The sequence below is a fragment of the Candidatus Omnitrophota bacterium genome (assembly GCA_028707125.1).
Classification (GTDB): Bacteria; Omnitrophota; Gorgyraeia; order Gygaellales; family JAQTUX01; genus JAQTUX01.
Genome location: JAQTUX010000001.1, coordinates 656779 through 671192 on the forward strand (window position 1 = coordinate 656779; position 14414 = coordinate 671192).

At 50.2% G+C, this 14414-nt stretch carries 15 protein-coding genes; all 15 read left to right on the plus strand.

The genetic code is table 11. From position 1 onward, the window contains the following. Positions 1–11 precede the first annotated feature (11 nt). The 15 genes from PHR44_03240 (at position 12) to PHR44_03310 (ending at position 14414) form a co-directional block, all read left to right on the plus strand. Positions 12–719 carry a phosphoadenylyl-sulfate reductase gene (locus PHR44_03240; protein ID MDD4909678.1) on the plus strand — a complete coding sequence of 236 codons (708 nt, stop codon included), beginning with the start codon at positions 12–14 and terminating at the stop codon, positions 717–719. A gap of 1 nt (position 720) precedes the next feature. Continuing rightward, entirely contained in the window at positions 721–1197 is a 477-nt protein-coding gene (locus PHR44_03245) for a bifunctional precorrin-2 dehydrogenase/sirohydrochlorin ferrochelatase (GenBank protein MDD4909679.1), read from the plus strand. Continuing rightward, the gene (locus PHR44_03250) at positions 1166–2074 is read left to right on the plus strand and encodes a hypothetical protein (protein ID MDD4909680.1); all 909 of its coding nucleotides are present in this window, start codon (positions 1166–1168) and stop codon (positions 2072–2074) included. The genes PHR44_03245 and PHR44_03250 overlap by 32 nt, the downstream gene beginning before the upstream one ends. Next, entirely contained in the window at positions 2067–2729 is a 663-nt protein-coding gene (gene hemC, locus PHR44_03255) for a hydroxymethylbilane synthase (GenBank protein ID MDD4909681.1), read from the plus strand. Before PHR44_03250 ends, hemC begins: the two co-directional genes overlap by 8 nt. Beyond that, positions 2675–3412: a uroporphyrinogen-III C-methyltransferase gene (gene cobA, locus PHR44_03260; protein MDD4909682.1), complete on the plus strand. Its 738-nt coding sequence runs from the start codon at positions 2675–2677 to the stop codon at positions 3410–3412. Before hemC ends, cobA begins: the two co-directional genes overlap by 55 nt. Then, positions 3372–4328, plus strand: coding sequence for a porphobilinogen synthase (hemB, locus tag PHR44_03265; GenBank protein MDD4909683.1), 957 nt, complete (start codon positions 3372–3374; stop codon positions 4326–4328). Before cobA ends, hemB begins: the two co-directional genes overlap by 41 nt. After that, positions 4313–5560, plus strand: a complete 1248-nt coding sequence (locus PHR44_03270) for a glutamate-1-semialdehyde 2,1-aminomutase (GenBank protein ID MDD4909684.1) — start codon at positions 4313–4315, stop codon at positions 5558–5560. Before hemB ends, PHR44_03270 begins: the two co-directional genes overlap by 16 nt. Beyond that, entirely contained in the window at positions 5548–6264 is a 717-nt protein-coding gene (locus PHR44_03275) for a hypothetical protein (protein ID MDD4909685.1), read from the plus strand. Before PHR44_03270 ends, PHR44_03275 begins: the two co-directional genes overlap by 13 nt. A gap of 47 nt (positions 6265–6311) precedes the next feature. Next, entirely contained in the window at positions 6312–7586 is a 1275-nt protein-coding gene (locus PHR44_03280; GenBank protein ID MDD4909686.1) for a TolC family protein, read from the plus strand. Continuing rightward, the gene (locus PHR44_03285; GenBank protein ID MDD4909687.1) at positions 7573–8676 is read left to right on the plus strand and encodes an efflux RND transporter periplasmic adaptor subunit; all 1104 of its coding nucleotides are present in this window, start codon (positions 7573–7575) and stop codon (positions 8674–8676) included. The genes PHR44_03280 and PHR44_03285 overlap by 14 nt, the downstream gene beginning before the upstream one ends. Before the next feature lie 5 nt (positions 8677–8681). Next, positions 8682–11786, plus strand: coding sequence for a CusA/CzcA family heavy metal efflux RND transporter (locus PHR44_03290; protein MDD4909688.1), 3105 nt, complete (start codon positions 8682–8684; stop codon positions 11784–11786). Then, positions 11783–12340, plus strand: a complete 558-nt coding sequence (locus tag PHR44_03295; protein MDD4909689.1) for a YHS domain-containing protein — start codon at positions 11783–11785, stop codon at positions 12338–12340. Before PHR44_03290 ends, PHR44_03295 begins: the two co-directional genes overlap by 4 nt. 6 nt (positions 12341–12346) lie before the next feature. Then, the gene (locus tag PHR44_03300; GenBank protein ID MDD4909690.1) at positions 12347–12715 is read left to right on the plus strand and encodes a DoxX family protein; all 369 of its coding nucleotides are present in this window, start codon (positions 12347–12349) and stop codon (positions 12713–12715) included. Then, positions 12696–13694: a permease gene (locus tag PHR44_03305; GenBank protein MDD4909691.1), complete on the plus strand. Its 999-nt coding sequence runs from the start codon at positions 12696–12698 to the stop codon at positions 13692–13694. The genes PHR44_03300 and PHR44_03305 overlap by 20 nt, the downstream gene beginning before the upstream one ends. Positions 13695–13781: 87 nt before the next feature. Then, entirely contained in the window at positions 13782–14414 is a 633-nt protein-coding gene (locus PHR44_03310) for a redox-sensing transcriptional repressor Rex (GenBank protein MDD4909692.1), read from the plus strand.

Here is a 14414-nt window from a genome sequence, read left to right on the forward strand (position 1 = left end):
AAGGAGGAGAAATGAGCCTGTTGCGAAACAAGGATGACTTAAGGTCATTGGTCGAAACACTTAATTTCAAGGAAAAGGTTGAAAGATCCAAACAGCTTATAAGGGAGGCATACGAGGTATACGGTGATTCGTTAGTCGTGGCCAACAGTTTAGGCAAGGATTCTGTCGCTGTATGGGATCTGGCCAAGAAGGTCAACCCCAAAATACGCGGTTTTATCGTTACTACCAGATTTAAGCCGCCTGAGACAATAAAGTTTATGAATGAAGTAGCCGCTGATTATCCCGAGCTTAAGATCTATAAGAGCGACGCGAAAATAGAGAACGGGCTTTACGGGAAGAATCCTGATCTGTGCTGTGATATCCTGAAGGTCGAGCCGGTGAAGCGCGCCGTAGAAGAGATGGGCGTAAAATGCTGGGTAACCGGCCTGCGCTGCACCGAAGGCAGGACGCGCACGGATTTTAAAGAGATAGAAGAAAGGGATGAGGGGCTGATCAAGCTCAACCCGATCCTGATCTGGAAGGAAAGGGAGGTGTGGCAATATCTGGCATTATACGGCGTTAAGGTCAATCCTTTATATGCTGAAGGATACAGGTCATTAGGCTGCGCCCCCTGCACCAGGATAACGAATGAAGACAATGAACGAGCGGGCCGCTGGATAGGCACTAGCAAATGCGGAGGAGAATGCGGTATCCACACAAGGCCGTTGAAATCCAAATAATATGAAAAGATATTATGCCATATGTGTTGATTTGGAAGACAAGCCTGCCGTTGTTGTGGGCGGAGGCAGGGTTGCCGAGCGCAAGGCAAGGGCGCTGCTTAAGACCGGGGCGGATGTCAGTGTCGTATCTCCGGTTTTGACCAAAGGCCTGGCGCGCCATGTTAAAGCAGGGCGGCTTAAGTGGACGCCGCGGCCAGTAAGATCAAACGACCTGAGGAGCGCCTGCATTGTCATTGCCGCGACATCCGACAGCGGCATTAATAAAAAGGTAAGCGCCTGGGCAAGGAAGCGCAAGGCGCTGGTTAATGTGGTGGATGCTCCGCGGATAAGCAGCTATATTTCGCCTGCCTTGATAGCAGTAAAGGGCGTGAAGGTCGCGGTTTATACTGACGGCAGGGACCCGGTATTAAGCAGGGATTTAAAGAATTTCTTAAAGGAGCGCTGGGATGTATTTTTATCTTATAGGAATAGATCATAAGACGGCCGACGTAAGTATCCGTAGCGCGCTATACCGCGGGCGTAAGGAGATAGAGGATTTTTGGGGGCGCGTAGCGTACGGAGGGACGGCCTTGCTTTTTACCTGCAACCGTATAGAGATATACGGAGTGGTTAAGGAGGCCGAAGACGTCTTTTATTATTTTGATGAGTTCGGCAGGCAATTTCCGGATTTCTTGAGGCGGGCGTATATCAAATATGGCCGACGGGATATTCTTTCTCACGCCTCGCGCCTGGCATCGGGCCTGGAATCTCAGCTTAAGGGAGAGCGCCAGATACTGAACCAGCTTGATTCCTGGTTGTCTAATGAGGGTTTTCCTTCCGCGCTTAAGGAGCTATGGCAGGAGGCGCTGCTGTTGTCTGAGGGCGCGCGCCTGAGCTCAGGGACAGGCAATTCTTCCCACAACATAGCCGGTGTGGTCTTTGACGACATAGGCCGCAGCATAAGATCAGGCCGGGCCCTTGAGATAACGGTCGTAGGCACTGGCAAAATAGCGGAGATCATTTCCCAATATCCCGTTAAGCCGGCGCGTATCAACTTTGCCGCGCATAAAAATTTCAGGAAGGCGGTGCTGCTGGCAAAGGGGTCGGGCGGTGAGGCGGTCAATCTCGCGGAGCTGCCGCGGTTACTGGCCGCGACAGATGTGTTGATCAGCGCGACGTTAAGCCCGCATTACGTTATCAAGGCAAAGGATGTTTCAGCGGCTGCTGTCGGACGCGCGGCCCCTCTTTACATTTACGATCTGGCTATGCCGCTTGATGTAGAGCCGGACGTAAGCGGGATCAAGGGGATAATCCTGAAAAATACAGATGATCTAAAGGACGCTTTTGAACGACATAATAACTTGATAGATGCGTAAATTAAGGACAGGCACGCGGCCGAGCCGGCTGGCGTTAAAACAGGTTGAAGAGATAGAAAGATTATTCCCCGGAATAAGATTCAAGGCAGTAACTTATCAGACCCCGGGGGACAGGGATAAACTAACTCCTATTTCCGAGATCGAGGGCTCTGATTTTTTCACCAGGGACATTGACCGGGCGCTTTTGAGGGGAGAGATAGATCTGGCAGTGCACAGCAGCAAGGACTTACCGCAGAGTTTGACGCCGGGTTTGGCGGTCGCCTTTGAGGCCGCGGCCTTAAGCCCCTTTGACGCCTTTATCTCAAAGGACGGGCTGGCATTAAAGAGATTGCCGGTGAAAAGCAGAGTGGGGACCAGCAGTAACAGGAGGAAAAGCCAGATCAAGGTTCTCAGGCCCGACCTTCAAATAGTCGATATCCGCGGCACCATTGAAGAAAGGATATCTCTCATCGCCTCCGGGAAAATAGACGGCCTTATTGTCGCTCACGCGGCTTTGATCCGGCTGGGTTTAGAGAAAGAAATATCGGAGGTATTTCCGCTGAACGTATTTCAGACGCATCCAAAGCAGGGCAGTTTATCAATAGTAACAAGAGAGGATATATGCGCAAAGCTAAGGTCTATCTTATTGGCGCCGGCCCGGGTGACTGGGAGCTGATCAGCGTCAAAGGCCTGAAGCGGCTGAGGCAGGCCGACGTCATATTGTATGATTTCCTGGCTTCAAAAGACCTTCTATGGTTTGCCAAAAAAGGCGCGGAGATAATCTGCGTGGGCAAAAAAGACGGGCTGCATCTATTAGAGCAGAGGCAGATCAATAAATTGCTTTATCAAAAGGCCGCGGAGAATAAGATCATCGCCCGCTTAAAAGGCGGCGACCCGTTCGTCTTCAGCCGCGGCATAGAAGAGGCGTTGTATCTAAAGAGGAAAGGCATTGATTTTGAGGTCATTCCCGGAGTTACTTCGGCCTTTGCCGCCGCGGAAAGTTTCGGCATCCCTTTGACCAAAAGAAAGGAATTTTCTTCCGTAGCGGTTTTGACCGGAAGAAAAAGCGGCGGCGGCCCCATTGACGCCCCTGCTTGCGATACCCTGGTTTATCTTATGGCGGTAGGGAATATAAACAACGTGGTTAATGCTGTGTTGAGATCGGGAATGGCCAAAAATACGCCTTGCGCGTTTATAGAGCAGGGGACGACCGACAGGCAAAGGATCACCGTAGGCACATTAGCGGATATCGCTTATAAGGCGCGTAAATACGCGGTCAGGCCGCCGGCGGTATTTATCGTGGGAGAGATCATAAAATATGGGGAAAAAATTTACGGACATGAATTTAAGGACCGCTGACTTCATTTATCCCTATTTTGTGACTGGCGGAAAGAACAAGAAAGAGGAGATCAATTCCTTTCCCGGCATATTCCGTTTTTCCCTTGACCGGCTGCTCAGTGATATAGGGGAAAGCAGAAAATTGGGACTGAATAAAATACTCTTGTTCGGCATCCCCGATACCAAAGACGCGAGGGGAACCACGGCTTATAAAGAAGACAACATTGTTTCTCTGGCAGTGGAGGGAATAAAGAAAAGATTCCCGGCTTTAATTGTGATGACCGATGTCTGCCTTTGCGCCTATACAACACACGGGCACTGTGGAATCTTGAAAGCGAAAAGCGCAAAGCGAAAAGCGCAAAACGGCGTTAACATTGATAACAAAAATACATTAGAAACCCTGTCTAATGTCGCCATTTCGCATGCTGAAGCCGGGGCTGACTGGGTCGCGCCCTCTGCAATGGCAAGGGGCCAGGTAAGAGCCATAAGAAGCGCGTTGGATAAAAACGGCTATAATAAGGTAAAGATCATGGGTTATTCCGCGAAATTCGCCTCAAATTTTTACGGGCCGTTCAGGCAGGCGGCCAATTCAGCGCCCGCTTTCGGCGACAGGAAAGGATATCAACTTGATTACAATGACGCGGAGGCGGCGATTAAAAGGATAGGCGATGATATCAGAGAAGGGGCGGGCGCGGTGATGGTTAAGCCGGCCCTGGCATATCTTGATGTGGTTAAGCAGGCCAAATTAAGATTTAAGCATCCGCTCGCGGCATATAATGTCAGCGGGGAATATTCTATGGTTAAATACGGCGCAAAGTCAGGCCTTTGGGATGAGAGAAAGATGGTGTTTGAGACCATAGGGTCGATCAAGCGAGCAGGCGCGGATCTTATCATTACGTATCATGCGAAGGACATAGCGAGATGGCTCAGGGAGTGACGAAAAACCTGTTAAATAGGGCACAACGGCATCTTGTCGGCGGGGTGAACAGCCCTGTGCGGGCGTTTAATTATGTCGGCGAAGAGCCGTTGTTGATCAAGAGAGGCAGGGGATGCCGTGTTTATGACTATGACGGTAAAGAATACATTGATTATGTGCTTTCCTGGGGAAGTTTAATTCTCGGCCATGCCTTTCCTTCCGTGATAAATGCCGTCAGTAAGGCGGCGCGATCCGGCTTGAGTTTCGGAGCTACCAATCAGCGGGAAATAGAGTTGGCAGAGATGATAAAGACGGCTGTTCCCTTTGTGGATAAGCTGCGCTTTGTCAGTTCCGGCACCGAGGCGGTTATGGGGGCGATACGGCTGGCGCGTGGCTGCACAGGCAGGGATAAAATACTCAAGTTCAATAATTCATACCATGGCCACGCGGACTATCTTCTTGCCTCGGCCGGTTCAGGCCTGGCTACTTTCGGCATTCCGCAGAGCAAAGGCGTGCCGCTTGACTTTATCCGGCATACATTGATCTCGCCTTACGGCGATATTGAAAGATTAGAGAGGGTTTTCAGGAAATACGGCAAGGATATTGCCGCGGTTATAGTTGAGCCGGCAGGCGCAAACTACGGGGTCGTTGTCCCGGATATCGCTTTTCTGAAGAGCGCGAGATCGCTGACCCGTAAATACGGGGTATTGCTGATCTTTGACGAGGTGATCACAGGGTTTCGTTTCCATTTCGGGGCGCTTGCCTCTATTTCAGGCCTGACCCCTGATCTGGTCTGTTTAGGCAAGATCATCGGCGGCGGCTTACCCGTAGGCGCGTATGGGGGCGGCCGGAGGATAATGCGGAATCTCGCTCCGGAGGGCAGGGTTTATCAGGCATCCACCTTTGCCGGCAATCCTGTTGTGATGGCTGCCGGTATAGCAACGCTTAAAACACTTTCAGCATTAAGGCGCGGGTATAAGGGGCTGGAGCTCCTGACAGCGCGTCTTACGGATGGGATAAAAAGAGAGGGGGTTTCCCGCGACATAGATTTCGAGATAAGCCGCTTTGGCGCGATGTTCAGTTTTAAATTCAAGCGCAAAGGCGATTTTGAGAAATTTTATGGCGCCATGCGGAAACTTGGCGTATTTTTCGCGCCTTCTGAATTTGAGGCAAACTTTTTATCTTTTTCCCACACAAGAAAAGATGTCGATAAAACGCTGGCTAAGGCAAGAGAGGCATTATGGAAAATATAGATTATGACGCGCTGAAGCAGCGCGGATTCTTGAGGCAAAAACAGGAAGGTTTTTTTGTATTAAGGACGCGTATGAGCAGGGGCATATACAGTAAAGAGCAGCTGGATAAGTTCAGCGAAATCGCCTCAAAATACGGCAGGGGCTTTATCCATGCCACCACAAGGCAGGGGTTAGAGGTGCCGTTTATCCGGTTTGAAGACATAGACAGGGTAGAGCAGGAGCTTAAGTCCGCTGGCATACTTACCGGCACATCGGGGCCGCGCCTTAGGACCACTACCTGCTGCCCGGGAAATAATTGGTGCAAGTCAGGGCTGGTCAATACTTTTTCGCTTGCCGAGAGAATAGAAAAAGAGCTGGGGATAGCGTGCGGATTGAATCTGCCCCATAAGTTCAAGATAGCCATATCCGGCTGCCCCAATGCCTGTGTGCGGCCTCAAACTTCAGAGATAGGGCTGCACGGCGCGGTCGATGCCTCGGATCCGAAGAATCCCCGATTTGGATTCGTCGTATATCTGGGAGGCTGCGGCGGCAGGACGCCCAGGAACGCCTTTAAGCTGGATAAGGTCCTCAGCGAAGATGAGGTCCTGCCTTTAATTGGGAAAGTGGTCAAGTTCCATAAGGAGCACGCTAAGCCCAGGCAGCGCCTGGCATTGCTGATAGAGGAGTTCGGAAGGGATAATTTCCTAAAAGAAATTGCAGTTTAGATGCGCTGTGATATATTATGCTTATGATAAATGGAGGGCTGCATAAAATGATAAGGCAGGTTGTGTCCGTATTCTTGATTTGTATTTTATTGTTCAGTTGTGCCTCTGTTTATGCGCAAGAGGGGCTTCGCCTTGAGCCGCTTATAGAAGTGGCGTTAAAGAATAACCCCGAAATCCTGGCGGCGAAAAAACGCTGGGAGGCGTCGCTGGCAAGGGTGCCTCAGGCAAAATCCCTGGATAATCCCAGTATCGGCTTCTCCTTTGAGAAAATGCCGGGCGGCACATTGAAGCTGGATAAGACCATGTCCTCAGACAGGATGCTTAACATATCCCAGATGTTCCCCTGGTTCGGCAAGCTGGCGCTTAAGGGAAAGATCGCGATCGTGGAATCACAGATGATGGCCGCGGATTATAAGGATAAAGAGCTGGAAGTCATAAGCATGCTGAAAAAAGAGTATTATGAGCTATTCATGAATTATAAGGAAGACGAATTAAGCCGGGCAGGACTGGCCATGCTGCAGGATATATCCAGGATCGCGGAGGCGAGATACGCGGTGGGTGAGATACCGCAGGAGATGGTATTCAAATTGAATCTGGAAATAGCGCGTTTAGACAATCGCATCCAGAATCTTAAAGAAGAAAGGTCTGCCTCCGGGACGCGGGTCAACACTATATTGAATTTTAGCCCGGAGGCGCCTTTGGGCGTTCCTGAGCCGCGTCAGGACCTGTATTTCAAGGCCGATATAGAGGAGTTATACAGATTGGCTCTGGGTAACCAGCCGGCGCTTGCCGTGTTTTCTTACGCCATAGAAAGGAACAGGCAGGCAAAGGCCCTGGCCAAGCGCAGTATCTTTCCCGATGTTATGGCGCAGATAGGGCTCAGAGGTTTTACCGGAGGCGGCATAGGGCCGTGGGATCTGATGCTGGCGTTCAGCGCTCCGCTCTGGTTCTGGACAAAGCAGCGCTATGAGATAAAAGAGGCGGTCATAAACCTTGAAGAGGCGGAGGCGGTGTACGCGGCAATGAGGAATAAGGCAATGTCGGAGACCAAAGAGTTGTTTTCCAGGGTCAATATCGCCGCTAACAAGGTCCGGCTTTACAGGGACAATCTGATACCCGTATTGGAAAGTTCGATTTCTTCATCGCTTGCCGCTTTCCGTTCGGGAGACGGGGATTTGATGATGATCATTGATAACGAACGAATGCTTATTGACCTTAAAATGGATCACTATAAGTCAATAGTGGAATACAATATGAGCCTGGCTGACCTGGAGAGGGCTACAGGCGTACGTTTGACGGAGGCGAAAGATGAAAAAGAATAGAATTATTATAGCCATTTTGCTGATGGCGTTATCAGGGGGGATCTCTGTTTTTGTATTCTTGAATAGAGTTAAATCTTCCGATAAGAAGGGGCAGATAGCCGGCTTAAGATCCGGACAAGATGAAAAGGATGTCAAATATTGGACCTGTTCCATGCATCCTCAGGTGAGGAGCGATTCTGCCGGCAAGTGCCCCATATGCGGGATGGAATTGATCCCCATATATAAGGAAGACGCCGGTAAGATCGTCCTGGAGAAATCAGTGGCAGATAAGATCGGTATAAGGAGCGAGCCGGTCCAATACAGGCATCTTATAAAGGAGATCCGGCTGCCTGGCAAGGTCAGCCATGACAAAGAGCTTTATGTGCTTCAGCAGGAATATTTAAGTATTCTGGCAAGTTACAGGCGCCTGTCGCAGACCGCTTCAGAGGATATCATAAGCAGGGAGAGGTCTCTTCTGGAAGCCACCGAGCTGCGGCTTAAGCTCCTGGGGTTTAAGGATGAACAGATCAAAGAGTTCAGCGGGATGTCTTCTCCCGATGAGAGCCTGATTTATCCGGCTAAAGGCAGGGCCTGGATACACGCCGATGTGTATGAGCAGGATTTAAATCTGGTAAGGTCAGGGCAAAAAGTGAAAGCGGCGATAAAGGGCTATGAAGGCGGGGAGTTTAGCGGGGAGATCAAGGCCATAGAAGAGGTCTTGAGCCCTCAGACCCGTTCTGCCAAAGCGCGCATAGAAGTGCCCGACCAGGATAATAAACTGAAACATGAACTTTATGCCGATCTAACGGCAGAAATAGATCTGGGCAGGCGTTTAGGCGTTCCGGTTAACAGCCTCATTGATACCGGGGTGCGCAAGGTGGTATATGTAGACCTGGGGGGCGGCCGCTATCAGATGAGGCAGGTAAAGACAGGCGTCATCGCCGGAGCTTATACAGAGGCGGTCGAGGGGCTTAAAGAGGGCGATAAGGTTGTAACGGATGGTAATTTCTTCCTGGATTCCCAGAGCACCTTAAGCGGCGGGCAGTCGCTTTTGTATGGGGCAGCGGAAGAGGTTGAGGCAGGCGCAGCGCCTCCTCAGCACAAACATTAACGCTTATGATAAACCGATTGATCGAATATTGTTTGAAGAACCGGTTTGTGACCATAGTGTTCTTCCTGACCATCGCCGTATGGGGCATATACGCGGTAGGCAGGATACCTGTTGATGCGATCCCCGATATAGGAGAGAATCAGCAGGTTGTCTTCACGGACTGGCCGGGCAGGGACGCCAAGACCATAGAGGATCAGGTTACCTATCCTTTGACCACCCGGCTGTTCGGATTGCCCGGAGTAAAGTCCATCCGCGGCTCTTCCGCCTTCGGGTTCTCGATGGTATATGTAGTGTTTGACGACTGGGTTGATTTCTACTGGGGCAGGTCGCGTATATTGGAAAAGCTGCAGCAGGCATTCATATTTTTACCCAAAGGGGTGCTTCCTGTGTTGGGCCCTGATGCCACGGGTTTAGGCCAGGTGCTCTGGTATACGATCGAAGGCGGAGGGCTTAACCCCGCCGAGTTAAGGACGCTGCAGGACTGGTATATCCGCTATCAATTAAGTTCGGTGGAGGGGGTTTCGGAGGTCGCCTCGGTCGGCGGGTTTATAAAACAGTACCAGATAGATGTCGACCCCAATAAGCTCTCCGTTTATAACATACGCCTCGGCGACATATTTAACGCCGTGCGCACATCAAATATTGATGTGGGGGCAAAGGTCTTTGAGCAGGGCGGGATGGAATTCATAATCAGAGGGGTCGGTTTCATAAAGACGCTGGAAGATGTTGAGAATATAGTCGTAGGCCTGGATAAGGGCACGCCGGTTTACCTGAAGAGCATAGCCGATGTCAAATTAGGGCCGGAGTTCCGCAGGGGCGCTTTGGATAAAGGCGGCAGAGAGGCCGTCGGCGGCGTGGTTATTGTGCGTTACGGAGAGAACCCGCTGGAAGTTATCAAGAGAGTAAAGCAACGCCTTGAAGAGATAAAGATCGGCCTTCCGCAGGGGGTAAAAATAGTCCCCTTCTACGACCGGACAGACCTGATCAAGCGCACGATCAATACTTTGAGAGACACGCTCATTCTTGAGCTGATCCTGACCATCGCCGTAATATTCTTATTTTTGGGGCATCTGCGTTCCAGCTTAATAGTATCGCTGACCCTGCCGCTGGCGGTACTGGTATCTTTTGTCGTAATGTATTATCTTAAGGTGGACGCCAATATCATGTCTCTCTCCGGCATAGCCATTGCCATAGGCACCCTGGTGGATATGGGCATAATTATGACGGAGAACGCCTACCGCCGCCTGGCGATGGATACAAGCGGCAGGCCGCGCCTCCAGATAATCTTTGAGGCGGCATCTGAGGTGGGTTCGGCGGTAATAACCGCCATACTCACTACCGTGGTATCCTTCTTTCCTGTATTCGCCCTGGTATCGCAGGAAGGAAAGCTCTTTAAGCCCCTGGCATATACCAAGACATTCGCCTTATTGTCTTCGGTATTTATCGCGCTTACACTGGTGCCTGTGCTGGCTTATTTCTTTCTGAAAGGCAAGCTAAAACCCATAGAAGAGAATGCGTTCGGCAGGAATCTGGTCGCTGTTTATGAAAGGATCCTGAGATGGGTCCTTGGCCACAGGAAGGCGTTTTTATCAATACCGCTTGCCATACTTATATCGGCGGTGCTGCTGGGAAGAAATATAGGAAGAGAGTTTATGCCTGCCTTTGACGAGGGCGCCATACTTTTTATGCCTGTTGTCAGCCCGTCTGTGTCGCTCACCGAGGCAATTGAGATCATGCGCAAGCAGGATGAAATAATCAAGGGTTTTCCCGAAGTAGAGACGGTGGTCGGCAAGGCAGGCAGGGCGGATACGGCTACGGACCCGGCGCCCATAGAAATGTTTGAGACGATAATAAACCTTAAGCCGAAAGAACACTGGCGTAAAGGAATGACTAAAGAGAAGATCATTCATGAGATGGACGCGGCCTTAAAATTTCCCGGCGTGGCGAATATCTGGACACAGCCGATCGTAAACCGCGTAGATATGCTTGCCACCGGAATACGCACATCCGTGGGTGTTAAGATATTCGGCTCCGAGATAAAGGAGTTAGAAAGGATAGCGGAAGAAATAAAGTCGATCGTCCAGAATGTAAAGGGCGCCGAGGACCTGTACGCGGAGAAGATCAGCGGCAAGCCGTACCTGGAGATTATCCCTGACAGGGTAGAGATCGCCCGCTATGGGCTGACCATACAGGACGTGCAGGACGTTATTGAGTTAGGCATAGGCGGAGAGAACCTGACCACGACCATAGAAGGCAGGGAGCGTTACCCGGTGCGCGTGCGTTTCTCAAGAGAGTTGCGGGATTCCCCTCAGGAGATAGGGAGGGTACTCGTACCCACGCCCTCAGGAAATTACATACCGTTAAATCAAGTCGCCAAAATAAATCTTACGGAAGGCCCGGCAATGATCAATTCTGAGAACGGGATGCTTCGGGCGTACGTCCTGATGAATGTGAGGGGAAGGGATATGGTGGGGTTTGTGGAGGAGGCATCGCGGCTGGTGGCCGAGAAGATGGCCGGACGCCTTCCCAGCGGCTATTCTATCCAGTGGTCAGGCCAGTTTGAAAACCAGGTAAGGAGCGGCAAGGTGCTGTCTCTGCTCATACCGTTGAGCTTATTCGTAAACTTTATGATACTTTTCATGAACTTCAAGTCCTTCCCCAGGGTATTTATGATCTTTACGGCCATACCCGTAACCCTGGCAGGAGGGGTTCTGCTTCTTGCGCTTTACGGATTTAATTTTTCCGTGGCGGTCTGGGTGGGTTTTATAGCGCTCTTCGGCATAGCCGTTGATGACGGCGTATTGATGACCACGTATTTAGACCAGCTGTTTGAATCACGCAAGCCCAAAACCAGGCAAGAGGTGATCGAGGCGACCGTAGAGGCGGGCAAGGCGCGCATAAGGCCGGCGTTTATGACCACTGTGACCACAATATTGGCTTTGCTTCCCATATTCATTTTCGGCGGCACCGGTAAGGAGGTAATGCGTCCGATGGCCATCCCTACTTTCGGAGGCATGATCATAGAGACAATCACCTGGTTTATTATACCCACGCTTTATTCCTGGTATAAGGAGCGCGGGCTGGCAAAACAAGAAGGAGGCGCACTGTGAAAAATACAATCATGGCAATAACAACAGTTGTGTTTTTGGCTCTCACGCTTGTTGCTTACGGAGAGGATATGCAGGCAGGCCACCATCATATGATGGGCGAGATGGAGCATTCTATGGAAACAGGCATGATGCACGATGAAGATATGGGAATCTGTCCGGTTATGCACAACAAGGCGAGCAAAGAATATTCTTATACATATGAAGGCAAGACCTACTACTTTTGCTGCCCGATGTGCATAGAAGAGTTCAAGAAAGACCCTGAGAAGTATATTTCCAGAATTAAAGAGGTAGATCTGGAGGCGTTTCAGTTCGGATTTTCTCCCGATATGATAACAGTCAAGAAAGGCGACATCGTAAAGATATACGCAACGTCGCGCGATGTGGCCCACGGATTTTCCATCAAGGAATACGATATCAACGTGCCGCTGGAAAAAGGGAAGGCGGAAAAAATAGAATTCCTGGCGGATAAGGCAGGTGAGTTTGATATCGTCTGTTCTGTGTATTGCGGCGCAGGCCACGGCAATATGAAGGCAAAGCTGATAGTGGAGGAATAGCGCCTGGTGAGAGCGAAGATCGCGTATTTTATTTTACGGACGGGCCTGGGAGTTGTCTTTTTGATTTTCGGCATCGGTAAATTCAGGGGCGACATATGGGCTCAGACAATGGTGGCTATGGACTTTTTTCGCAATCTGCCCTGGAGCGCAGCGGTATCGGTAACCGCTGTAGGCGCGTTGGAGACCGTGACGGGAATATGCCTGATTATCGGCTTGTTTACCCGTTTTTTCGCCCTGCTGGCAGCGTTGCAGCTTACAGCCATCCTTATTTTGTTAAAATTTCAGGAGATAAGGGATGTAGGATTACTGGGAGCGGCTTTGTATATAATGATGGTTAAGGCAAGGGAAGTAACTTATGTCTCGAAATCCGAATAAGACCTTGATTGTTGCCGCGATTTTAGTATCGTCGGCGCTCTTATCCTATTTATTTGAATTTCTTGTGCCTTTCAGGCAGACGCTGTGGCTGTATTTTAAGACCATATGGTGGGCTGTCGCGCTGGGACTGTTTTTGGGCGGCGTAATTGAACATTACATACCGCGGGAATATATCTCGCATGCATTATCCAAACCCAGAAAGCGCACGATCTTTTACGCGGTTCTGCTGGGATTCCTTATGAGCACCTGCTCTCACGGGATACTCGCACTCTCCATTCAATTGCATAAAAAAGGCGCGTCCAACCCGGCGGTAGTGGCGTTTTTGCTTGCCTCGCCATGGGCAAATATAGCTATTACGATCATGTTGATAGGCTTCTTCGGCCTAAAGGCGTTGTTCATTATATTATCCGCCATTGTCGTGGCATTGACTACCGGCCTTGTCTTTCAGTTCCTGGACGCGAAGGGATTGATAGAGAGAAATAAGAATATCGCGCAGACAGGGGAAGATTTTTCCATAACGGCCGATATTAAGAAGAGGATGGGGGCGTATCAATTTTCCCTCAATACATTAAAGTCGGACATCAAGGGCATATATAAAGGGATGATCTCTCTGGGCAATATGGTGCTGTGGTGGATCATGATAGGCATGGCTATTGCCAGCGCTGCCGGCGCCTATGTGCCTATGGGCATATTTAATAATTTTATGGGCCCGACCATGTTCGGGCTTGTAATAACGCTTATAGTGGCTACCGTGATAGAGGTGTGTTCAGAGGGTTCCTCGCCGATGGCGTTTGAGATCTTCCGCCAGACAGGCGCCCTGGGTAACAGCTTTGTCTTCTTGATGGCAGGCGTAGTTACCGACTATACGGAGATAGGGTTGCTTTGGCACAACGTCGGCAAAAAGACCGCCATATGGCTTCCTATCGTCGCGGTCCCGCAGGTAATAGTCCTCGGTATTATCGCCAACGCGCTGTTCTAAAATAATGGATATTTTTTTCTTGACAGGGTATTTTTTATTTGCTATAGTTTGTGACAATTGGCACAGAGTTTGTGACTATTATTACGAATGACACAGGCAAAAAGGGTACCCGAAGGCACAATATCCCGCCTTTTTATTTATCTCAGGGAAATTACCGAGTTAGCAAGGTTGAATATCCGCACGGTATCCTCCGCTGAGTTGGGCGAACGGGTTAATCTAAGCGATGCCCAGGTGAGGAAGGATTTAGGGCATTTCGGCCAGTTCGGCGTAAGCGGCTCGGGCTACGATACGGCGGAATTGAAGGCCGCGCTTGAGAAGATATTAGGCAAGGACAAGAGTTGGAACGTGGCCATTGTAGGCGCCGGCCATCTGGGTTCCGCGCTTATGACCTATCCCGGATTTAAGGAGCGCGGCCTGAACATTGTGGCCGCTTTTGATATAGACGCAAAGAAGGTCGGAAAGCAGATAAAGGACATAACGATCCAGTTCATAGAGGACTTGCCTAAAGTAATCGCGGAGAAGAAAGTGTCCATAGGCATTATCGCTGTCCCGGCAAAAGAGGGGCAGGAAGCGGCGGATAGATTAGTGAAGTCAGGGGTCGCCTGCATATTGAATTTCGCGCCTGTCACCTTAACGGTGCCCGATAATATAAAGGTAAAGGACGTGGACTTATCAAGAGAGCTGGAAACGCTCTCTTATTTTTTGGCCAATAGAAAATAA